This is a genomic window from Natroniella sp. ANB-PHB2 (genome assembly GCF_046097105.1).
Taxonomy (GTDB): Bacteria; Bacillota; Halanaerobiia; order Halobacteroidales; family Halobacteroidaceae; genus Natroniella.
This window is the reverse complement of record NZ_CP175562.1, coordinates 1,153,568-1,175,191: the sequence shown is the minus strand read 5'-3', so window position 1 is coordinate 1,175,191 and position 21,624 is coordinate 1,153,568. Positions and strand designations below refer to the sequence as shown.

The 21,624-nt window shown below is 32.8% G+C and carries 18 protein-coding genes; 12 read left to right on the top strand and 6 right to left on the bottom strand.

Annotated elements, in window-relative coordinates; translation table 11 throughout:
- Window positions 1-2 precede the first annotated feature (2 nt).
- The 8 genes from ACKF5P_RS05880 (at window position 3) to ACKF5P_RS05845 (ending at window position 10,983) form a co-directional block, all read left to right on the top strand.
- Window positions 3-1,250: an efflux RND transporter periplasmic adaptor subunit gene (locus tag ACKF5P_RS05880; protein WP_408956563.1), complete on the top strand. Its 1,248-nt coding sequence runs from the start codon at window positions 3-5 to the stop codon at window positions 1,248-1,250.
- Entirely contained in the window at window positions 1,250-4,330 is a 3,081-nt protein-coding gene (locus ACKF5P_RS05875) for an efflux RND transporter permease subunit (protein ID WP_408956562.1), read from the top strand. The genes ACKF5P_RS05880 and ACKF5P_RS05875 overlap by 1 nt, the downstream gene beginning before the upstream one ends.
- A 195-nt stretch (window positions 4,331-4,525) precedes the next feature.
- Window positions 4,526-5,881, top strand: coding sequence for a methyl-accepting chemotaxis protein (locus ACKF5P_RS05870; protein WP_408956561.1), 1,356 nt, complete (start codon window positions 4,526-4,528; stop codon window positions 5,879-5,881).
- A gap of 215 nt (window positions 5,882-6,096) precedes the next feature.
- On the top strand, window positions 6,097-6,576 hold the full coding sequence (locus tag ACKF5P_RS05865; RefSeq protein WP_408956560.1) for a hypothetical protein: 480 nt from the start codon (window positions 6,097-6,099) through the stop codon (window positions 6,574-6,576).
- 259 nt (window positions 6,577-6,835) lie between these two features.
- Window positions 6,836-7,597, top strand: coding sequence for an MBL fold metallo-hydrolase (locus ACKF5P_RS05860; protein ID WP_408956559.1), 762 nt, complete (start codon window positions 6,836-6,838; stop codon window positions 7,595-7,597).
- Between the two features lie 126 nt (window positions 7,598-7,723).
- Complete coding sequence (locus tag ACKF5P_RS05855; protein WP_408956558.1) at window positions 7,724-8,644, top strand: ABC transporter substrate-binding protein; 921 nt, start codon at window positions 7,724-7,726, stop codon at window positions 8,642-8,644.
- 28 nt (window positions 8,645-8,672) lie between these two features.
- On the top strand, window positions 8,673-9,716 hold the full coding sequence (locus ACKF5P_RS05850; RefSeq protein ID WP_408956557.1) for a FecCD family ABC transporter permease: 1,044 nt from the start codon (window positions 8,673-8,675) through the stop codon (window positions 9,714-9,716).
- A gap of 13 nt (window positions 9,717-9,729) precedes the next feature.
- Window positions 9,730-10,983 (top strand): heme ABC transporter ATP-binding protein, encoded by a 1,254-nt coding sequence (locus ACKF5P_RS05845; RefSeq protein ID WP_408956556.1) that lies wholly within the window; start codon window positions 9,730-9,732, stop codon window positions 10,981-10,983.
- A 75-nt stretch (window positions 10,984-11,058) separates the two neighbouring features.
- On the opposite strand, the gene ACKF5P_RS05840 is transcribed toward ACKF5P_RS05845, so the two are convergent.
- From ACKF5P_RS05840 to ACKF5P_RS05830, 3 genes are all read right to left on the bottom strand, one after another.
- Window positions 11,059-11,508: a DUF2383 domain-containing protein gene (locus ACKF5P_RS05840; protein WP_408956555.1), complete on the bottom strand. Its 450-nt coding sequence runs from the start codon at window positions 11,506-11,508 to the stop codon at window positions 11,059-11,061.
- Window positions 11,509-11,800: 292 nt separating this feature from the next.
- On the bottom strand, window positions 11,801-12,670 hold the full coding sequence (locus ACKF5P_RS05835) for a radical SAM protein (RefSeq protein WP_408956554.1): 870 nt from the start codon (window positions 12,668-12,670) through the stop codon (window positions 11,801-11,803).
- A gap of 404 nt (window positions 12,671-13,074) precedes the next feature.
- Window positions 13,075-13,536, bottom strand: coding sequence for a hypothetical protein (locus ACKF5P_RS05830; protein ID WP_408956553.1), 462 nt, complete (start codon window positions 13,534-13,536; stop codon window positions 13,075-13,077).
- Between the two features lie 117 nt (window positions 13,537-13,653).
- On the opposite strand from ACKF5P_RS05830, the gene ACKF5P_RS05825 reads away from it, so the two are divergent.
- Entirely contained in the window at window positions 13,654-13,848 is a 195-nt protein-coding gene (locus ACKF5P_RS05825) for a YwbE family protein (RefSeq protein WP_408956552.1), read from the top strand.
- Between the two features lie 124 nt (window positions 13,849-13,972).
- On the opposite strand, the gene ACKF5P_RS05820 is transcribed toward ACKF5P_RS05825, so the two are convergent.
- Both ACKF5P_RS05820 and ACKF5P_RS05815 read right to left on the bottom strand, forming a co-directional pair.
- Window positions 13,973-14,326: a cupin domain-containing protein gene (locus ACKF5P_RS05820; protein WP_408956551.1), complete on the bottom strand. Its 354-nt coding sequence runs from the start codon at window positions 14,324-14,326 to the stop codon at window positions 13,973-13,975.
- A gap of 74 nt (window positions 14,327-14,400) precedes the next feature.
- Window positions 14,401-15,585, bottom strand: a complete 1,185-nt coding sequence (locus ACKF5P_RS05815; protein ID WP_408956550.1) for a cation:proton antiporter — start codon at window positions 15,583-15,585, stop codon at window positions 14,401-14,403.
- Window positions 15,586-15,844: 259 nt separating this feature from the next.
- Here ACKF5P_RS05815 and ACKF5P_RS05810 point away from each other — a divergent pair, with 259 nt between their 5' ends.
- Both ACKF5P_RS05810 and ACKF5P_RS05805 read left to right on the top strand, forming a co-directional pair.
- Window positions 15,845-16,909, top strand: coding sequence for a GerMN domain-containing protein (locus tag ACKF5P_RS05810; protein WP_408956549.1), 1,065 nt, complete (start codon window positions 15,845-15,847; stop codon window positions 16,907-16,909).
- Window positions 16,910-17,147: 238 nt separating this feature from the next.
- The gene (locus ACKF5P_RS05805) at window positions 17,148-17,867 is read left to right on the top strand and encodes an HAD family hydrolase (RefSeq protein ID WP_408956548.1); all 720 of its coding nucleotides are present in this window, start codon (window positions 17,148-17,150) and stop codon (window positions 17,865-17,867) included.
- A 59-nt stretch (window positions 17,868-17,926) separates the two neighbouring features.
- Here the strand turns inward: ACKF5P_RS05805 and ACKF5P_RS05800 are convergent, their stop codons facing one another.
- A complete protein-coding gene (locus tag ACKF5P_RS05800; protein WP_408956547.1) occupies window positions 17,927-18,790 on the bottom strand; it encodes a bifunctional 5,10-methylenetetrahydrofolate dehydrogenase/5,10-methenyltetrahydrofolate cyclohydrolase in 864 nt (287 codons plus the stop codon).
- Between the two features lie 235 nt (window positions 18,791-19,025).
- Here ACKF5P_RS05800 and ACKF5P_RS05795 point away from each other — a divergent pair, with 235 nt between their 5' ends.
- Window positions 19,026-21,602 (top strand): hypothetical protein, encoded by a 2,577-nt coding sequence (locus ACKF5P_RS05795; protein WP_408956546.1) that lies wholly within the window; start codon window positions 19,026-19,028, stop codon window positions 21,600-21,602.
- Window positions 21,603-21,624 lie beyond the last annotated feature (22 nt).

The window sequence follows — 21,624 nt, the reverse complement described above, 5'->3', positions numbered from 1 at the left end:
GGATGAATAAATTAAAGATAGTCGTAGTGGTTTTATTACTTTCATTAGTAACTGTTGCTTGTAGTAATGGAGAGGAAGCAGAAGAGACAACTGCTTCAAATAATATGCAACAAGAAGTAGCTGTTGAGGTAGAAGAGGCACAGGTAGGAGAAGTAGTTAATTATATAACTTTAGGAGGTCGAACGGAGCCGAGTAAAGAGGTGCAAGTAACTCCTCAAGCTCAAGGGGAAGTAGTGGAAGTTTATGTTTCGACTGGACAGCAGGTAAAAGAAGGTGAGCGATTACTTAAGATTGATGAAGAACCTTTACGAGTTGAGTTAAATCAAGCTCAAGCTGCTTTAAAAGCTGCTCAGGCTAATTTGGATCGTATTTTAGCTGGAGAACGAGAAGAGAAGATTGAACAGTTGAAGTTACAGTTAGAGCAGGCTGAAAGTGGATATCAACAGGTTAAAAGAGAGTATCAGCGTCAACAAGAGCTGTATCAAAAAAATGCAATCTCCAATCAGCAGTTTGAACAGAGTGAATTAGAGTATATCAATGCTAGTAAGGAGTATCAATTAGCTGATTTGAACTTAAAGATGGTTAAGATTGGAGCTAGAGATGAAGAGGTTGAGGCTGCTAAAGCAGAAGTAGAACAAGCCGAAGCTGGATTAGATGGGGCCAAGATTCAGTATGATAATAGAGTAGTGACTGCTCCTATTGATGGTCAGGTTTATAATTTAAATATTGAGGCTGGAGAGATGGTAGCTAATTCACCAGTTGTTGCAATAGCTGATCTTGAAGAGGTTAAGGTAAGTGCTGATTTGAGTGAAAGATATACTAATCAAGTTCAAGTTGGCCAGCTAAGTCAGATTGAAATTCCATCTTTAGAAGAAGAATATGAAGGAGAATTAACTGAAATCAGTCCAGTTGCTGGTGAAAATCGAAGTTACGGGATTCAGATTAATTTAAAGAATCAAAATGCTTTGATCAAAGGTGGAATGTATAGTAGAATTCAGATTGAAATAGAAAGAAGTGAAGAAAAAATTGTGTTACCACAGGAAGTTATTGTTTTAGATAATGGTCAAGAGGTTGTTTTTGTTTATCAAGATGGTCAAGCGGAAAGAAGAGAAGTTGAGACTGGGTTAATGGGTGATCAAAAGATAGCTATTAAATCAGGTGTTGAGGTTGGCGAACAAGTAATTATTCGAGGCCAAGATAACTTGAATGATGGAGATAAGATCCAGATCGTGGAGCGGGGTGGTAACTAATGAAATTATCTGATTTCTCTGTTGATCGTTCGGTTACTATTACCATGATTGTACTGGCAGTTATTATTTTAGGTGCAGTTTCTTTGCCATTGATGCCAGTTGATTTGATGCCGGAGATGGATCTTCCCTATGCAGTTGTAATGACCAATTATGATGGTGCAACCCCAAGTGAGATTGAAGAGAGTGTAACTCAACCTATTGAGGAGACTATTGCTTTGGTTGACAATGTAACAAATGTCACTTCTTCTTCTCACCCTGATCGTTCGATAGTCTTTATCGAGTTTGACTGGGGAACTGATTTAGATTTTGCTACTTTGGATATGCGTGAGAATGTAGAGATGATTGAAGATTTTCTCCCTGATGATGTTGATAAGCCACGGATAGTTAGATTTGATCTTGATAGTATGCCCGTTATGAATTTAGAGTTAGCTGGGGATATGAACTTAGCAGAATTGCGGAATTTAGCTGAAGATGTAGTTGAACCTGCTTTGGAACGAGTGCCTGGAGTAGCTAGTGTTGATATTTCAGGAGGTTTAGAGAGAGAGATACAGGTTGATATTGATCCAGACCGAATGATTTATTATGGGTTTAGCTTTCAAGATGTAATTGAACAGTTGAGAACTGAGAATGTCAATATCAGTGGTGGCTCAGTTGATCATGGAACAAAGGATCTTTTGATTAGAACTGCTGGTGAGTTTGAATCAGTTGATCAGATTAGAGAGATTCAACTGATGAATCAAGAAGGGGTCAGGGTTGATTTAGCAGAGTTTGCTGAAGTAAGGGATGACTACAAGGAACGTTCTGTTTATAGTTATTTAAATGGAGAAGAGAGCATTAGTCTTGAAATTCAAGATCAAAGTGGAAGTAATACTGTTCAAGTAGCTAATGCAGTTTTAGAAGAGGTAGAGAAGATTCAAAGTAATGAGGATAATTTTGAATTGACAGTTGTCAATAATCAAGCTGAGTTTATTGAAGATGCTATTGATAATGTTCAACGGAATGCAGTTTTAGGTGGACTTTTAGCAATAGTTGTACTGTTATTATTTTTAAGAAATATTCGTAGTACATTTATTGTTGGAACTGCAATTCCAGTTTCAATTGTTACAGCTATTGTTTTGATGTATTTTGCTGATATGACTTTAAATTTAATGACCTTAGGTGGTTTGGCTTTAGGAATTGGTATGTTGGTCGATAATGCAATTGTTGTGTTAGAGAATATTTATCGTTTTCAACAGGAAGGAAAAAGTAAGATTGAAGCAGCGAAAAAAGGAACTGCTGAGGTAGGAACAGCAATTTTGGCTTCAACATTAACGACAGCAGCTGTCTTTTTACCAGTAGTTTATATTGAAGGTTTGGCTTCTCAGATCTTTGGTGCTTTGGCTTGGGCTGTAAGTTTTTCTTTGGTTGCTTCTTTGCTTGTTGCTTTGACTTTTATTCCAATGCTGGCAGCTAAATTTTTAAAGGTCAATGAAGATGCAGTTATTGTGGAAGATGAAGGTGAGGTTGAATTTGGCTGGATTAGAAAGGGTTATCAAAGGATTTTAGATAAGTCCTTACAGTATCGTTATTTTGTTTTGGTGTCATTAGTTATTTTTGTTCTTCTCTTTGGAGCAGGAGTAATAACAGATATTATTCCTTTGGAAACTGAGTTTATTCCTGATGCTGATCAAGGTATTTTTAATATTCGGGTTGAATTGCCTGAAGGAGAGGCACTTAGAGAGACTGATCGAGTAGTTAAGGAAGTTGAACGAAGGTTAGAAGAAATTCCTGAGTTGAGACATTACTCCAGTCAAGCTGGTGGTAATAACTCTAATACGGGCCAAGTTACTGTTGAATTGGTTGGTTTGAGTGATAGAGAACGGAGTACTTCTGTTGTTGCTGAGGAGGTAAGAGGGTTAGTAGCTGATATTGCTGGTGCAGATATCAGAGTTACTCCGATTACTGGAATGGGTGGCGGTGGAGTTGGTGCTCCTATTCAGATTACTATTTCTGGCTCAGATCTTGATATTTTAAGTCAGTTGGCCCACAGAATTGAACCTGAAGTGGAAGCAGTTGAGGGAACACGTAATGTAGGATTGAGTATTGATGAGAGTCGACCTGAAGTACAGGTTGATATTGATCGTCATCGAGCTAGAGATTTAGGGTTTAGTGTACAACAGATAGCTTCGACGATCAGAATGGCAATGGATGGGCAAGTAGCCACTCAATACAAGGAAGGTGGAGAGGAGTTTGATGTGCGGGTTCGTTTGGCTGAGGAGTATAGAGAAAATATTAATCAGTTAATGGATCTAAAACTGACTTCACCACAAGGGGTAGTAGTTCCTCTTTCTCAAGTTGCTGATGTTGAGTTAGCTGCAGGGTTGACCAGTATTGAACGGGAGAATCAACAACGAACTATTACAGTTAGTACACACCTTCATGAGCGAAGTTTAGGAGCAGTTCAAGCTGATATTGAAGAGCGGGTTGATCAACTTGATATTCCTGATGGTTATACGATCAGTTATGGAGGAGAATTTGAGGATCAACAGGATGCATTTGGTGATTTAGGCCTTGCTATGATTTTGGCAGTAGTTTTGGTTTATATGGTGATGGCTTCTCAGTTTGAGTCTTTACTACACCCTTTTACGATTATGTTAACTGTTCCACTAGCTTTGATAGGAGCGGCTTTGGGGTTAGTAGTTACTGGAATGCCTTTAAGTGTACCAGGAATTATCGGTGTAATTATGCTAGCAGGTATTGTTGTTAATAATGCTATTGTAATGGTTGATTACATTAATGTGAGGCGAGAAAGTGAACCTCGCCGTGAAGCTATCTTGAATGCTGGACCAATTAGATTGCGGCCGGTTATGATGACGACATTGACTACTGCTTTGGCTTTGATTCCGTTGGCCTTTGGATTAGGTGATGGTGCTGAAGTGCAACAACCGATGGCAGTGGTTGTAATTAGTGGGTTGTTATTTTCTACTATCTTGACCTTAGTTGTAATACCTTGTTTTTATTCTATTCTCGATGATTTGAGTAATTTCTTGAAAGGATTGCTTAATATTCAAAGTGATGAAGAGGTAACGATTGATAATTAATAATAAAAAAGAATAGTTAGGGTTTATATAAAGAAGATATAAAGAACTTAAGTTCTTTATATCTTTTTTTATTTCAATGATTCTTCTTTGGCAAGTATATAAAGATTTAAAAGGATATTGTATTTAAATCTCTAATTATAATAATAGATAGAAAGCAATTAATCAACTTATAGAAATAAAGGAGAGGTTATTAGAATGGAAATTAAAGAAAGTAATCATAGCCAAAGGGCAAGCAAAACAATTGTAATTATTTTATGGGTAGTTGCTTTATTAATATCGGTAGGCCAAATTTTACGTGGAGACATCATGGCAATGTTGGCTCCTTTATCAGTTGCTTTATTAGGATTAGTAATCTATAAAGTTAAAATTAATACTTTTATAGAGGCTATAATTCTACCGATGATTCCAACTATTGGCGTCATAATTTTATCTTATTTACAAGGTGGAAATGCAAGGTTGTTTCTTATTTGTATGTTCTCATTAGCTTTAGCTTCTTTATATAACCAAAAGAAGGTCTTGCTTGTTTTCAGTATTATTCAAATTATTATCTTAACTACTTTATTTATATCTTCTCCAACAACAATAATGGTTGAAGAGTTGGCAGTTGTTGGTGAGTTTGTTAGTTATATGGTTATTTTGATTGGAGTTGCAGTAGTCTTATATTTCTCTACTAAATGGGGAGATGATTTAATTAAAATTGCAGAGCAAAGTGAAAAAGAAGCCACAATAATATCTAAAAAGCTAGAAGAAACAGGGGAAAGAATCAAAGAAATCATTGAAAATGTTTCAGCCCATAGTGCAGAATTATCTGCATCAGCAGAAGAGGGAAGTGCAACAATTGAAACGACTAATAATTTAATAGATAATATTTCAGCAGGAATACAAGAAATTTCAGCTAGCTCAGAAGAAGTTGCCAGCTTTTCTCAAGAAGCTAATTCACAAACCAATCTTGGTAGCAAAAATATTGAGGATACAGTAAAGAGTATTAGAAAGATCAATGAAGTAGTTGATGAAGCAGTAGAAGTGATTGGTAATTTAGATAATGTTTCCAAAGAGATAGAGGAGATAGTAGATTTAATTACTAATATTGCTGAACAGACCAATTTATTAGCTTTAAATGCCGCAATAGAGGCAGCAAGAGCGGGAGAACATGGACAAGGTTTTGCTGTGGTAGCAGATGAAATAAGAGAATTAGCAAGTGAAACTGCTACGGCAACAGATAAAATTTCTACTCTGGTTACTGAGACCCAGAAACAATCTAAAAAGGGAATAGAGAAGATTAAAGAAGTAGAGTTAAAGTCTAAAGAAAGTCAAGAGGTTGTAGAGAAAACTGGGGTTGTATTTGATGAGATTAAAGAGGCAGTAAAAGAGACTTCAAATCAAGTAGAACAGACCTCTAATGCAAGTATTCAATTAGCAGAAGATAGTGGTGAAGTAAAGGAGGCTGCTTTTGATATACAGAGCATGTCTAATGAAATATCTATCTCAGCACAAGAGTTAGCAGATATGACACAGCAATTACAAGAATTATCAAAAGACCTTAAGGTATAACCTTTAATTTGTTGTTGCAAATTAGGGAAAAGACTCTCATTTTAACAGATGAGAGTCTTTTTGGTGTTGGCCCTTTATATTCTAAAGTTATTTCTTTTATATTTTAACTTCGCAGAGTTTGTTTAATTGCTTGAATATATTGTTGTAAATTTAAAAGAGATTTTTAGATGTATATATATTTGAAGAAAGGAAAAGTTAATTAAGAGGTGATAAAATTGGGCTTGGAGAATCTAGCTGGAGGATTAATTTTACTCTTATCTTTATTTTTTATGTTTTTAGTCGTTCCTGAGCAAAATATTAAAGAGTTTTTTAGTATTGGGCTTGTGGGAGGGCTGGTACTTGCTTTAATATTGGTTTATTTAATGCAAAATATGTTTGGCTTCTGGAATTTTAACAATGTTGATATTTTAACTATTAATGATATTCCACTCTTACTTTCTACTGCTTGGTTTGCAACTGTTATTACATTTTCTTATTTATTAGTTAAATTTAAAACAATTTCTGCTGTTTTAAGTATTATTATAGCTTTTCCTTTAGCTGCTGTAGTAGTTCATTATTTTTTGATTAACTATGATCTATTAAGTTATAGAAATTGGAATTTGTTATATACTTTTTTAGTATCTCTAATTATTCATTTCGGTATAGCCTATTATGTTTATCGAACTAATCAATTATCAAGTCTAAATGAAAGTTAATAAATGATGATATTATTATAATCATATAAAAGGCTCTCATTTTAGCATGTGAGAGTCTTTTTGGTGTTGGCCCTTTAAAAGAGTTGATTTTTATTTTTCATTTAAATTCCAACGAAAGTATAGTAAAATAATATTGATGATATTTTAAAAACTTGAGTTATTTTTGTTTTAGTGGGTTGATATAGAAATAAAAAAGTTTCAAGTTAGATTTTTTAGATAATAATATAAATAAATAACTAATCTAAAGGAGGAATTAATAATGGAGAAGCTGAACAAAACAGCTAATGTTTATCATCTTTATCATAGTGGAGTAGCAGTAGAAACTGAATCTAAATTATTAGTTTTTGATTATTATAATGATAATTCAGCAGGTAAGGAGCGAAGTTTAGAAACGGGAGTAGTTGAGCCGGATATATTTCGAGATAAAGAGGAAGGTCTAGTCTTTGTTTCTCATAATCATAGTGATCACTTTAATCCTGTTATTTTTGATTGGAAGCAGAAGGCTGATAATTTAAAATATATTTTAAGTGCTGATCTGCAAGTAAATAATAAAGATGAAGAGTATTACCAAATGGAGAAGTATCAAAAACTGGATTTAGAAGATATTACAGTAAATACCTATGGTACGACTGACCAAGGGGTTTCATTTTTAGTTGAAGTGGATGGTTTAGTTATCTTTCATGCTGGCGATTTAAATTGGTGGCATTGGGATAAGTTTAGTCCAGCTGAGAGAAAACGGGAAGAAAGGGAGTACAAAGAGGAGTTGGCCCAACTACCGGATGTAGATATAGATTTAGCTTTTGTACCTGTTGACCCTAGGCTAAAAAAAGATTATTATCGAGGTGGTGAGTACTTTGCAAAAGAGCTTAAGCCGAATCTATTAATTCCAATTCATTTTAGTAATAATTATTCGATTACCGAAGAGTTTGCTGAGAAAATAGTTGAGTTGCCAGTTGATTCAGCTATTATCAAAGAACGGGGAATGAAAATTAATTATAGTAATTTTGATTTAGAAAGGTAGATTAAGGTCAGTTAACAATAAGTTGTAGCAAAATATCAGAAGGAAGAAATTATTTTCGATCTTTGCTAGAAGGACTGAAAGTTCTTTAATTAGAAGAATAAAAATTTATTAAGGGAGATGAAGATTATGAAAAATACAAGAAAATTAACAGTAATAACATTTTTATTTGTTTTAGTAACACTTTATTTTGTTGGAGGAGATATAGTTGAGGCGAGAGAATATCCTGTAAATATTGTTGATGATTTAGGAAAAGAGATTGTAGTTGAAGAAGAACCAGCTAAGATTGTTTCATTAGCTCCTAGCCATACTGAGATAGTATTTGCTTTACAAGGAGAAGATAAGCTAGTAGGAGTTACAGAGTATGATAATTACCCTAAAGCTGCCCAAGAGATAACTAGCATAGGTACAATTACAGAGCCAAGTTTGGAGAGAATAATTAGTTTGCAGCCTGATTTAGTATTGGCTGCTGAACTTACTCCCAAGGAGACAATTCAAAGGTTAGAGCAATTAGGAATTGATGTAGTAGCTTTAGCACCAGAGAGTGTTAATGGAGTTATCGAGACGATTAGTTTAGTAGGAGAATTAATGGGCCAACAGGATGAAGCAGTCAGTTTAACAGCTGAAATGAATGATAAAATTAATGAAGTAAGAGAGGTTATTGAGAAGAATATAGTAGATGAAGAAAGACCTAAGGTGTTTTATGAGGTCTGGAAGGAGCCTTTATATACGGCAGGTGCTGGCACTTTTATTGATGATTTGATTCATTTGGCTGGTGGGATCAATATAGCCCATAATGCTCAAGGAAAGTGGCCGCAGTATAGTGTTGAGAGCTTATTAACACAGGATCCTGATATTTATTTGGTTTCTCATGAAAGTGAAGTTAGTAAAGAATCAATTCAAGCTAGGGAGAGGTTTCAATCTATTAAGGCTATTAAAGAGGGAAGGGTTTATCCTTTAGATGCTGATTTATTAAATCGTGCTGGGCCAAGGTTAATAATTGCCTTAGAGAGACTAGCTGAAGTAATCCATCCAGAGTTATTCAATTAAATAAGAGTCTGTATGAAAGAGGTGTGTGATGGTAGATACAAAGGCAGAATGGTATGCAATAATTATAGGATTAATGATTTGTTTAATTGCGGTAACAATCTTAGGGGTTAGTTTAGGTGCAACTGAGATTTCATTCTCAGATGTAAGTAAGATACTAATTAATGAGGTTCCTGTGTTAGGTAATTTTATTGAATTAGGGGATGTTGAAATCAATCAAGTGATTATCTTTCAGCTTAGATTGCCTAGAGTATTATTGGCCGCTTTAGTAGGAGTAGCTCTAGCAACTTCTGGCACTGCTTTTCAGGCATTATTTAAAAATCCAATGGCAGATCCTTATATTATTGGAATTTCATCTGGGGCTTCCTTAGGAGCAGCTTTGGGAATGATCTTTAATATAGATATCAATTTTTTAAAGTTTAATACAATTCCTTTATTTGCCTTCATAGGTGCTTTAGGAACTACTTTTATAGTGTATAATTTAGCTAGAAACGGTCGAAAGGTGGCGGTAGCTACATTATTATTAGCTGGGATTGCTATTGCTTCATTTCTCTCAGCTGTTGTTTCTTTATTAATGTTCTTTAATGATGATAGTATTCAACAGATTATATTTTGGACGATGGGTAGTTTGGCTAATAGTAGTTGGCAACGCGTAGAGATGATCTGGATCTATATCTTTGTTGGTTATCTTATAATTCATTTTTTGGCTAAGGATTTAAATATTATGTTATTAGGAGAAGAGTCGGCACAAAGCTTAGGGGTTGAAGTAGAAAAGATAAAGAAGATACTTTTGTTAGCTGGTGCTTTATTGGCAGGGGCTGCCGTAGCAGGAAGTGGTGTGATTGGTTTTGTTGGTTTGATTATTCCACATATTGTGCGTTTAGTGATTGGCCCTGATCATAGAATTTTAATTCCAAGTTCAGCTTTAGTTGGGGCTAGTTTTTTGATTTTGGCTGATTTATTAGCAAGAGGGCTGATTGCTCCTATTGAGATTCCAGTAGGAATTATAACTTCTTTATTTGGGGCACCATTTTTTATTTATCTATTACATAAGAAGAAAAGAACGGGTTTTTAGGAGATGGTTGATAATGGCTAGCAAGCTTAAGGTTGATAAATTAAGTTATAAATATAATGGTTTGAGTAAGGTTTTAAAAGGAGTCAGTTTTGCAATTGAACAAGGGGAATTTATAGCTTTAATTGGCCCGAATGGCTCTGGTAAATCAACTTTACTCAAAAATATAAACTCTATTCTTAAGCCAGAGCAAGGAAAGGTTTATTTGGATGAGCTTGATCTACAAAAATTTGCTAAAAAAGAGATGGCTAAGAGGGTAGCTGTAGTCCCACAGAATACAACGATAAATTTTGATTTTACAGTTGAAGAGATTGTTTTGATGGGGAGGGCTCCTTATATTTCAAGATTTAAAAGTGAAAGTAGTGAAGATTATCAGATTGCTAACGAGGTAATGGAGCTGACAAATACAGCTCAATTTGCTGATAGAAGGATTGATCAATTGAGTGGTGGAGAAAGACAGAGGGTGATTTTAGCTAGGGCTTTGGCCCAGCAGCCGGAGGTTATGTTGTTAGATGAACCTACATCTAACCTTGATATTAATTATCAATTGGAGATGATGGAGTTATTAAGAAAGTTGAATCGAGAGCAGGGGTTGACAATTTTGATTGTAAGTCATGATTTGAACCTGGCTAGTCAGTATTGTGATAAGTTACTTCTACTTAATGAAGGAAAGGTTTATAGTTTTGGTACTCCGCAGGAGATTATTACTGTTGAAAATATTGAAGATGTTTATGGTTCTAAGGTGATTATTAGAAGAAATTATCCAAGTAATCGTCCTTATGTAACTTTAGTTGATAATCGCTATTTATCTAGTGAGAAAAGAGATTATAAGGTTCATCTGATCTGTGGGGGTGGTAGTGGTCGAGATTTGATAGAGAATTTAGTTGAATTGGGTTATCAAGTTAGTTGTGGAGTAGTAAATAAGAAGGATTCTGATTGGGAAGTTGCTAAGTTGTGTGATATTGAAGTTATCAGTGAAGCTCCATTTGGGCCAATCACTGAAGAGCAGCATCAAGCTAATCTAGCTAAGATAAAAATGGTAGATACAGTAGTCTTGACTGATATTCCTTTTGGCCCGGGAAATTTATTAAATTTAGAAGCTGCATTATGGGCTGCTAAGGAAGGTAAAGAGGTAATTGTAATTGATCAAGTTGGAATAGAGAAGAAAGATTATACTGCTGGGAAGGGGAGTAGTTTATTTAGGAGTTTAATGGAGGAAAATATAATTATGGTTAAAGAAAAGTATGAAATATTAGAAAAATTAAATTAAGAAGCAGGTAAATCTTTTTGAAATAAATGAGCAGAAAAAAAGAAGTTGAAGTAAATTTACTTCAACTTCTTTTTTCTAGTTTTCTCTTCTTTCTTGATCAACTCGCGCCTCAAATTTTCTTAAATGCTCTTTATCTTCTTCCATCAAGCCCTGAACAATTTCTTGACTTATAGGATCTAAGTCATTTATCCGTTTTTCATAAGCTTTAACACCCATGGCTTCCCCTTTATAAACTTGATTAAGCAGATGCTTTGGCCCGCGTATTGCGTTTAACTTTGCCATCATATTTGCCATTGCTCCTGACATACCTATATTTTCGTTGGGATCGCCACCTAATTGCTCTATCCTCTCTTCTAACTGCTGAGTATGCCGTTGGTGATCCTGAGCAAAACTTTTTAGCATCTTTTCTACCTGTGAATCTTTCTGTAAATTATTTGTTTCTTCATAAATATTAGCAGCCATCTTCTCTCCTTTTAGAAGTTCATTTAACTTATCTATGCTTTGGTTATTATCTATATTAGCCACCTCCTTTATTCAGACTTTATTATGTCCGAATATAAGGTTATATATTGCTTCAGTATAAAATGAAATCAGATCAATTTATTATTATAATTTTGGAAGATTTTAAAGATTATTTCTAATATAAGAAAGTTTTGTGGAAGTATGATCAATAGATCTTGGTGATATTTCAGTTATCAGTATAAATGAAAGTTAGCTGCTTTAGTTAAAGTGTAGGGAAGTTATATGCAATTGCAACTGGATATAAAAAAGAAAAAGCCTTATGAAGCTAAGACTTCTTCTTTATAGCTATTTTTATTTAGAGTCCCCTTAAGGATTCTGGTTTATATTTAGAATTATCATTTATTGCTTCATCTAATTTTTTTAATAATTTATCTTTATCTCTATTTAAAACACCAGCTAAAGATAAATAATTAGAAGCGTGATTACTTCTAAAAACAGAATTTGAAAGCTTTAAGTTTTCAAGTAGTTCTTTAGTTTCTATTATAATTTCTTGAGGTTCTAATAACTTAAACCTGTTATTTTGTATTTGATCATAAATTTCTGTTTCTTCATCGATGAAAAGTGTTAAAAGGGCTAAATAATCGGGGTTGATTTCATTAACTACTTTAGCTGATTCTCTAGCATGTTTTTTCCAATTTGCTTTTCCTCCTAATCCTGATATAAGAGTTACTGACAATTTAATATTAGAGTCAATAACTTTATTACCAGCTTTTATCAACTCTTTAGAATTAACCCCTTTATTAACATTTTTTAGTACTTCATCACTACCGGATTCAATTCCTAAATAAGCAATTTTCAAGCCTAAATTTCTTAATTCTTTGAGTTCTTCAACAGATTTATTCAAAATATCCCTAGGTGAACTATATGTTCCTACCCTCTTACATTCGGGAAATAACTCATTGACTTTTGATAATATAATCTTTAAATCTTCAGTTTTTAAGCATAATGCATTTCCATCTGCTAAAAATATACGACTTACAGATTCATAATAATCTCTTGCTATTTTAAGGTCTTCAATTATTTCATCGATATTTCTTACTTTAAATTGTTTTTTATTATACATATTGCAAAAAGTACATTTGTTATGAGAACAACCAACTGTTGTTTGTATGATAACGCTTTTAGCTTCACTTGGTGGTCTATAAATCCTTCCTTCATATCTCATTTTTTATCGCCTCCTAGTATAAGTAAACTTATAGTTAATAAATATGAAAATAATTATTTTAAAAAAATCATAAAAGATTAATAAAATAAAAATGGATTTGTCAGTTTTTATCTAATTACTTAAATAACCAGACTAAAAAACGCAATTTTATAATATCATAAAATTACTTGATTTACCAGATCTAATTGCTACTAATTTATTGTTTCTAGGGAAGGAGATATTATCTAGCAAAGGTATGAAGTATTGATATATTAAGAGTTAAAAAGTTAATACAGAGGGAAGGGCCAGCTAGTATATTGGAAGAAGGTCTCTAAAGAGAATAAAACAAAAGGGATTATTGTGAACTATGTAGAAGAGTGGGGAAATCATGTATCAATATACAACTTTTAAAAGTTGTACGGTTATTAGTTATTCTTTAATATTTTCTTTCCATACATATTTGCCAACCAAGCTATAAGAACTCCTAGTAGAATATGATTTATTAAAAATACTATATTGGTATTTAAATCAGTAGGGTTGATTTCACTGAGTCCAAAGCGAAGCATCATACCAAAAAGAAGCAACCAATATAAAAGTCCCATAGATATTCCTTTAAGTAATGGATAAGCTGTCCCAGTTAGGTACAAAAGATATATTATAATAACTCCTAAAGAGATAGCTACTCCATAATCAGCAAAAGTGCCAATTATTATTCCTAAAAAGGAATTAACTTTGGTTTGGGGTAAAAAAGTAGCAGCAGCAATTTGACGTGCTAAATATTGACTAATATTAAAGTAATAACAAATATAAGTAAAAATATTTCTAATGAAATTAGCAAATATGCTAACAATAATTCCTAAGGAATATTTATCTTTAAAGTAGATCATTATTATTTTCCTCCTGTTTTTACTTAGAATTAGCCTTGAAGAATATTATTATTCAGTAAAGATATAGTTTTTAGGTCGATATTTATTATTAAATTTAGTAGATGGAGGTGAGATTATATGGTTGGAAAACATCGTAAAAATATAAAGCCTGGACTTCATGTTTCAGTTGTGCAAAAACAAGATCAGAAGTCAGGAAGACTAACTGAAGGTGTTGTCAAGGATATTTTAACCAATTCTTCTACTCATCCACATGGGATTAAAGTACGTCTTAAAAGTGGAGTAGTTGGTAGAGTAAAAGTTATTAACTCTTAATATTTTACTGAGTTATGTTAATACTTTAGTCTACCACTTGTTAAAATTAGAGAAGTAGATAATAAGAGATTCCTAGTTTATAAACTAGGAATCTCTTTAAAAATACTATTTTAATTTGTAAATCTTATTCTAAATCAACATCGACAGAATATTTTTCGGACGGAGGAGCTGGGGATATAGTAACATATAAAATTAGAATTTCATTATCATTATTTTCGACAGACATACTTTCTGGGCCATCTAGTTGGATTAAATCATTTTCTTGGATGGGTGAAGTTTTATCATCTACTTTGAGATTAGCACTACCTTGTATCACTTGTAGTAAAACAGTAGAATCAAAATGGGTATGATTAGGCAATGATTCACCTTTAGAAATATTAAGAATGAAAGAGATTACATTTTCATCTTTATAAATCATTCGTTTAGCTACTTTACCTTTAGGTTCTACAATATAGTCGCTAATTTTAAATTTTTCCATTTAGACCTCCTTGTGTTATACAATATTATTTTTTAGTATTTGAAGCAGTCTGCTTTTTATACAAAGGTTCAATTTTATAAAAGAGTATCATTGTTTACTAATAATTTTGGAGCAAAATATTCTATTCCAAAAGCACCTAATGGTGCAGTTAAGATGATCGACAATACTGCTAATGCTAAAATTAACTCTCCTTGCGGAACATTTTCTGTTAATGGTACGGCACCTATTGCTGCTTGAACTGTGGCTTTAGGTAAGTAAGATACTCCACAAAAGATTCTTTCTTTAAAGTTGAGATAGCTATTTGTTGTGGCTAATAATACTCCAATAATTCTGCCAGATAAGCCGATAAAGATAATCAGTGCTCCAATAGCACCTGCATTGTAAGCTATTTCTATTTGTACGGCAGCTCCTATCAAAACAAAAAGAAATATTTCAGCAGGAACCCATAAACTATTTAATACATTTGAAAATTTATTTGCTAAGTCTTCATTCTTTTCTAGTAATATGTAACCGATTGCCATAACTGCTAATAAACTAGCTACTCCTAAATAATTGCCTAATACATTGGCTAAAATAGAAGTGCTAATTAAAATAATTACTTTATGAGCAGTTTTTAATGTATTATATAAATTAAATAATTTAACTAAAATAGTCCCGAGTAGAATTCCTAATAAGATTCCACCAATTATTTTAATCGGTATTTGGGCCAAATTAGCAACAACAGAGACTTGACCACTTCGATAGATCCCTAAAAAGATACTAAAAGCTGTAATAGCTAAGACATCATCAATTGAAGCACTAGCTAAAATTAAAGTGGGTATTTCTTTTTCCTTTCCATAACTTTTCTCTTTTAGTTTTAACATTGAAGGAACAACAACTGCGGGAGATACTGCTGCTATGATAAAGGCGAGCATTCCAGCTTCAATCCAGTTGAAATTAAGAATATAGATTGCTAAAAACATAATGATAGCTCCTTCAAATAATACAGGGATAAAGCTCAATTTAAAAGCAGTATTACCAATTCTTTTTATAGTATCCTTGCTAATACCTAATCCTGCTCTAAGTAGAATAATGATTAATGCGATTTCTCTAATCTCTTGAGAAATATTTAATAAATTATCATCTAATAGATAAAGACCTGATGGCCCTAATAATATTCCTGCTAATAGCATGCCTAATAAAGGGGGGAGATTAATCCTTTCAAAGGTAAATCCCAAAATTAAGCCAATAATCAAAATCAGTGAAATACTAAGTAACATAAAATTCCTCCTTATAAATAAACCTTTAAGTAGCAAAAATTAACTTGGTGAATTATATAATCATTGGTTATATTTTTTATTATACATTATATTTAATAGTTAATCAAAAGTCAATTAGTTACTATTTTGTCTTTTAAGAATAAGTCCTATACCTTAACTTTCTAATTAGTAGCAGAACTTATTATTGAAATGCCAATTAATGTCAAATGATTTTTTTAATAATTTAAGGTATAATAGCTAATAAGAGAGGAGGAGTTAGATGAAACGAATGGTTATATTAGGACTAATTATAGTCATGTCTGTATTAGTTTTATATGTTTTAGTACAAGATAATGGAGAAATTGTTGAAAATGGAGAGATTGTTAAGGATATAGAAGGTTATGATATTGATGATTATTATCCATTCCTAGAAGATACATTATTAACTTATCAAGGCGAGGGGAATGAATTTGCAGCTCAAGACCTCTATTTTGATTTTATTGTTGATGGGTTGGCCCAAGTAAGGGTTAGTAATTTAGGGACTACAATGGGAAGAATCATAATGATAGAAGATGGAGAGATTCGCTCGGCTAATGTGGCTAAGGAGTTTTATCATTTAGAAGATTTAACCAACAAAGAGATGGCAGGATATGATGTTTTGCTCAAAGAGCCTTTAGAAGAAGGAACAAGCTGGAGTTTAGATGATGGTAGAGAGCGTTATATCTCTGGTGTTGATATAGAGGTTAAAACGCCAAGTGGAGAGTATCAAGCTATTGAGGTGACAACGAAATTAGAGGATGCAATTCAAGTTGATTATTATGTTGCACAAATTGGACATGTCAAAAGAGATTATCAAGGAGATGGCTTTGGGGCTAAGACAGTGTTGAAAGAGATTAAAAAAGATGAAAGTATAACTTATCCAACTAAATTCTTTTATCCAGATTTTGTAAATGAAAAGATTAAATATGTTATCCGAGATATTGATTTCAGTACTAATGATGATTTGAGAGTAATTTTTACTGAGAATTTACGCCAAGTACCTGATGAAGGTTTGACTCAGTTAATTAGCAAAAACACAGAGATTAATCAAATAGAGTTAGAGCGAGAAAAAGGAATGGTAAAAGTTGATTTTTCCAAAGAATTGATTAGTGATATGAATGTTGGGCATTTGTTAGAAAGTAAAATTATTCAAAGTATAGTTAATACATTTGGCAAACATTACAATGTGGATAAAGTTTATTTATCTTTGGATGGAAGGCCATATGAATCAGGACATATGATGCTTAGGGAAGATGAATATTTTACGGTAGAGGTTGGAGGAATTGAGGAATATCAAGAGAATTAAATTATGGTGTTGGTCTGATTAATTCCGGGCCAACACTTTTCTAATTTAAAACTAAACTTAATTACAATTATGTGGCACTGTATATCAATCATGTATCATTTTTGATATAATGGTTAAAAATAATTTTTATATTAATTCAATTAAAGGATTTTGTTTTCAATTGTTGTAACATTATAAGTGAGTACTTAAAAGTTAGTTTAGTCTTGAAGCAGGAGATTATAAGAGGAGGCAATAAAAAATGAAGGCTTTAGATCAAAAAACTACAATCTTATTTGATTTAGATGGAACGTTATTACCGCTTGATATCGATCAATTCTTAGAGAAGTACTTTCAACTTTTAGCTAAACAATTCACTGATATTGCAGCACCTAAAGAGTTTATAACTAAATTAATGGCTGCTACCGATAAGATGATAAATAATCAAGGGTCCAAAACTAACCAAGAGGTATTTGTAAGTAATTTTGGAGCTTTATTCGCTGATGAGAAAGAGAGTGATTTAGTGGAAAGGTTTGAAAAGTTTTACCAACACAAATTTCCACTGTTAAGAAAAGGAATAGAGGCTGACCCTAAGGTAGTTGAAATAATAGATAAATTAAAAGATTCTAATTATAAGTTAGTTGTAGCCACTAATCCATTATTTCCACTTGTAGCTATTAAAGAGAGAATTAAGTGGGCTGGTTTAGATTCGAGTGATTTTGAATTAATCACCAGTTCGGAAAATATGCATTATGCTAAACCTAACTTAGGATATTATAAGGAGATATTAAAAAAGATTGATTCTAAACCAGAAGAGTGCATAATGGTAGGCAATGATTTAGGGGAAGATATGGTGGCCCAACAATTAGGGGTTGATGGGTTTTTGATTGAAGACTTTCTAATTGCTCGAGATGAGGCTGAGGATATAAAGCCAAAGTGGCAAGGGAGTTTAGAAGAGTTTAAGAACTTAATAATCGATTAAGGATTGATGTTAAATAATAAAACCTCCCTTCCTGGGGAGGTTTTTATAGTAATAATTTATTATTTATTCAACATATTTTTGCAAGATTTAACTGTATCTTTCAATAACATAGCGATAGTCATTGGCCCAGCACCACCTGGAACAGGAGTGATTGCTGCTGCTTTTTTCTTTACATTTTCAAAATCAACATCTCCAACAATCTTTCCATCTACTTCATTAATACCAACATCGATTACAACCGCTCCTTCTTTAATCATATCAGCTGTAATTAGATTTGGTACTCCAGCAGCTACAATTACAATATCTGATTTTTTAGTATATTTAGCAGTATCTTTAGTATCAATATGGCAGACAGAAACAGTAGCATTACGATTTAATAATAAAAGAGCCATTGGTTTACCAACAATATTACTATGTCCAATGATCGTTACATCTTTCCCTTTGACACCAATTTTATACTTATCAAGTAAAGCCATAACTCCTTCAGGAGTGCATGGAATATAAGCATCGCCACCAATTACTAATTCACCAATATTATATGGATGAAATGAATCCAAGTCTTTGCTAGGATTAATTTTTCTGATTATTTTATCATCATCGATATGAGCTGGTAGAGGTAACTGGATCAAAATACCGTTAATTGAATCATCATTATTTATCTTATCTAATTCTGCTAGCAAACCTTCTTGACTGATATTTTTGGGCAAATTAACAACTTTTGAATCAATCCCTACTTTTGTGCAGACTTTTTGCTGTAATTTAATATAAGATGCTGAAGCTGGGTTATCACCAACAAAGATGATAGACAACCTTGGAACCACTTCCTCTTCTTTATTTAACTTTTCAACCTCAGTTTTAATTTCTTTATAAATCTCTTTAGATTTAGCAGCTCCGTCTAAGATCAATGTTTCTTCACAAGTCATTTAAACACCTCCATTCAAAATTATTATGATAAAAAAGTTCACTGCAAATATATTCACGAAAGAGATTAAAAACCCTTTTAAGTTTTATAATTTTACAATTTTTAAGATAAAATAATTACATAATTATGATTAGAACTAAAATTATTTATTATTCTATTTATAGAATAATAAATAGTGAAAATTAATAATTAATTAGATATAATAGGTATAAGAGTAATTATTGGGGAGTGAGCTAATGAAAAAATCAATCATAATATCTTTAGTCTTAACTTGTTTATTAATTTTTGGTCTGAGAGCTAATCTTTATGCTTCAGTTTTTGATTGGTATACTTATGGAACTGATAACTTTCTTCTTTTTTATCCAACTGGTTATGAGTATCAAGCTCAAGAAACTATTTATTATTTAGAAAAATATCGTTCTGAAGTCATGGAATTGACTGGAAATCAAGATGATATCAAAGTTAAGGTAGTACTGGGCGATTTAGGATTGTTTACTAATGGTTATGCAGACCCTGTTGATGGAAAGATGGGGATCTTTACCAATAATCCCTCTAGTCGTTCAGGATTATCTGATTATGAAAATTGGTATCGCCTAGTAAATGTTCATGAGTTAGTACATATTGCTCAGATGACCAATACCTCTGGGGCAAGTGACTTAACTACCTCTGTATTTGGAAATTTGTTTTCACCTAATCTTCATGCTCCATTATGGTTAATAGAGGGGATTGCTGTTTATGGTGAATCACAAACTAGTCCCTATGAGGGGAGATTAAATTCTGCTTATTATGATGCAATTATAGCTACTAAGGTTGAAGCAGGAGAATTGCCATCAATGTTAGAAATAACATATAGCCATAATTATTTTCCTGCGGGACATCAATACTTATATGGAGCAAAATTCTTTCAGTATTTAGCAGATACTTATGGTGAAGAGAAATTTGCAGATCTTTTCTCTAATTATGGATCATATTATTGGGCAGCATTTGCTGGAGGTTTTTTCCCGAAGATTGGATTAGATAAGGCAGCAAAAGAGGTTTATGGCAAGAGATTTCCTGAGTTGTACCAACAATGGCAGGAGTACGAAGAGGAAAGGTATCAAGATTGGAGTATAGCTGGGGATGAAGTTATAACTAATTCAAACGGATACCTATCTGCTTTAACGACAGCAAATGATAAACTCTATTATTTTAAAGCAGAAACTTTGTCAGCAATGCCTTTTATGTATAGTCGCTTAAATAAATTAATTGAATACGATCCAAAACTAGAGCAAGAAAGGGTCTTACTAGAGACTAGAGAGGTAAGTGATGGTTCACTGCAAGTTGAAGATAATGAGTTATATTATGCTGTAAATGATTCTAAGAGTGGCTACTCTAATATTGAACGATTAGGTTATGGAGATGTTAGCGTTTTATATCATTATGATCTACTGACAGGGGATAAAGAAGAGTTACTTACGGCTGAATTTAAGGATTTTGTAGTTATAGAAGATGATAAAATTATCTATGTTAAAGATAATAAAGAAGAATTTGGTTCAGAGATTTGGCAGTATCAAGAAGGTAAGCAAAAGAAATTGGGAATCATTGATCAACTTATTTCTGAAGTGATAGCTTATGAAGACCAATTAATTGTTGTTAGTAAAGGCAACTTAAGCTCCTGGGGTATCAATTATTTAGATTTAGAAGAATTATCTTTGGAACCTCTGTTAGTAACTTCTGAAACGGAAAGGGCTATTGAAGTTATAGAGGGACAACTTTACTTTACAGCTAGTTATGATGGCTATCAAGAAGTTTATAATTATAATTTAGAAACTGATCAACTCTTTAAGTTAACTGAACAAGGTTATGCAGAACGGGGAGTGGTTATTAATGATCAGTTTTATTTTTGTACAATAACAGCTAATGGAATGGCGATTTATAAGCAAGAAGAGAAATTGATTCCTTATTATATACCTGAGCAAAAGATTCTTGAAGAGGTTGAGTTGGATTTTGCAGAACTTGGAGTTGAGTTAACTAAAGAGCCAGCTGCTAAGAAGAATCTTAGTTATTTATTGAAGCCGAATATTAGATTCTTCCCTTATTTAGTAGCAGGAAGTGATGGGTTAGGTCTAAATAATTACTACGTACTCTACTCTGAATCTGGAGGAGTTGACTTTTACTGGACAACAAAGATGTTACAGCCACTAACCGCTAATTTTAGTTATCGTAACAAAGGTGAGCAACGAGTTTCTGAATTAAACTTATCATATCCAGCTTATCAATCAGACTTAGAAGGGTTAGCAGCTGTTGAATTAGATTATACTACCGATTTTAGTGAAGCGATTCCTGGGTTAAAGGTTAATTTTAACTATCCTAGACAGAATATAGTATTTCATTTGCAAAGTAAGTTGAAGAGCGATGGGGTTAATGCTCAATTGGTGTACCAGTATTTGTTTGATAATAGTAGTCTGGTGATGAGAGGGAGTAGCTTCGAACAATTTAGTAAAAATAATAATTTAAGAGGATTTGATTCTAAGTACGAAAAGTATTATAAAGACGATGCCAGTGGTTTTCAATTGGGTATTGAGTATATTCATAAATTAGCAGAGTTAAGGAAGGGCAGTTGGAATCCAAATTTATTTGTTGGTGATCTGTATGGTAGTTTATTTGTCGATTATGCTAATTTAGATGAATTAGAGAGTGAACAGATTGCTTATGGTTATCAGTTAGCTGTTGAAAGTGGGCTGGGAAATTGGTTTTATGCAGTACCGAAGTTAGGAATTTCTATCTCTGAAAGGGAGAGAAGTCTTTATTTTGGAGTTGATACGGCGTTTTAAATGTTAATAAAATTAGAAAGGA

Excerpts from the sequence above, each read along its gene's own strand:
- ACKF5P_RS05880 (WP_408956563.1), top strand. The coding sequence starts at position 3 with ATGAATAAATTAAAGATAGTCGTAGTGGTTTTATTACTTTCATTAGTA.
- ACKF5P_RS05875 (WP_408956562.1), top strand. The coding sequence starts at position 1,250 with ATGAAATTATCTGATTTCTCTGTTGATCGTTCGGTTACTATTACCATG.
- ACKF5P_RS05870 (WP_408956561.1), top strand. The coding sequence starts at position 4,526 with ATGGAAATTAAAGAAAGTAATCATAGCCAAAGGGCAAGCAAAACAATT.
- ACKF5P_RS05860 (WP_408956559.1), top strand. The coding sequence starts at position 6,836 with ATGGAGAAGCTGAACAAAACAGCTAATGTTTATCATCTTTATCATAGT.
- ACKF5P_RS05855 (WP_408956558.1), top strand. The coding sequence starts at position 7,724 with ATGAAAAATACAAGAAAATTAACAGTAATAACATTTTTATTTGTTTTA.
- ACKF5P_RS05850 (WP_408956557.1), top strand. The coding sequence starts at position 8,673 with ATGGTAGATACAAAGGCAGAATGGTATGCAATAATTATAGGATTAATG.
- ACKF5P_RS05845 (WP_408956556.1), top strand. The coding sequence starts at position 9,730 with ATGGCTAGCAAGCTTAAGGTTGATAAATTAAGTTATAAATATAATGGT.
- ACKF5P_RS05835 (WP_408956554.1), bottom strand. The coding sequence starts at position 12,670 with ATGAGATATGAAGGAAGGATTTATAGACCACCAAGTGAAGCTAAAAGC.
- ACKF5P_RS05830 (WP_408956553.1), bottom strand. The coding sequence starts at position 13,536 with ATGATCTACTTTAAAGATAAATATTCCTTAGGAATTATTGTTAGCATA.
- ACKF5P_RS05825 (WP_408956552.1), top strand. The coding sequence starts at position 13,654 with ATGGTTGGAAAACATCGTAAAAATATAAAGCCTGGACTTCATGTTTCA.
- ACKF5P_RS05820 (WP_408956551.1), bottom strand. The coding sequence starts at position 14,326 with ATGGAAAAATTTAAAATTAGCGACTATATTGTAGAACCTAAAGGTAAA.
- ACKF5P_RS05815 (WP_408956550.1), bottom strand. The coding sequence starts at position 15,585 with ATGTTACTTAGTATTTCACTGATTTTGATTATTGGCTTAATTTTGGGA.
- ACKF5P_RS05810 (WP_408956549.1), top strand. The coding sequence starts at position 15,845 with ATGAAACGAATGGTTATATTAGGACTAATTATAGTCATGTCTGTATTA.
- ACKF5P_RS05805 (WP_408956548.1), top strand. The coding sequence starts at position 17,148 with ATGAAGGCTTTAGATCAAAAAACTACAATCTTATTTGATTTAGATGGA.
- ACKF5P_RS05800 (WP_408956547.1), bottom strand. The coding sequence starts at position 18,790 with ATGACTTGTGAAGAAACATTGATCTTAGACGGAGCTGCTAAATCTAAA.
- ACKF5P_RS05795 (WP_408956546.1), top strand. The coding sequence starts at position 19,026 with ATGAAAAAATCAATCATAATATCTTTAGTCTTAACTTGTTTATTAATT.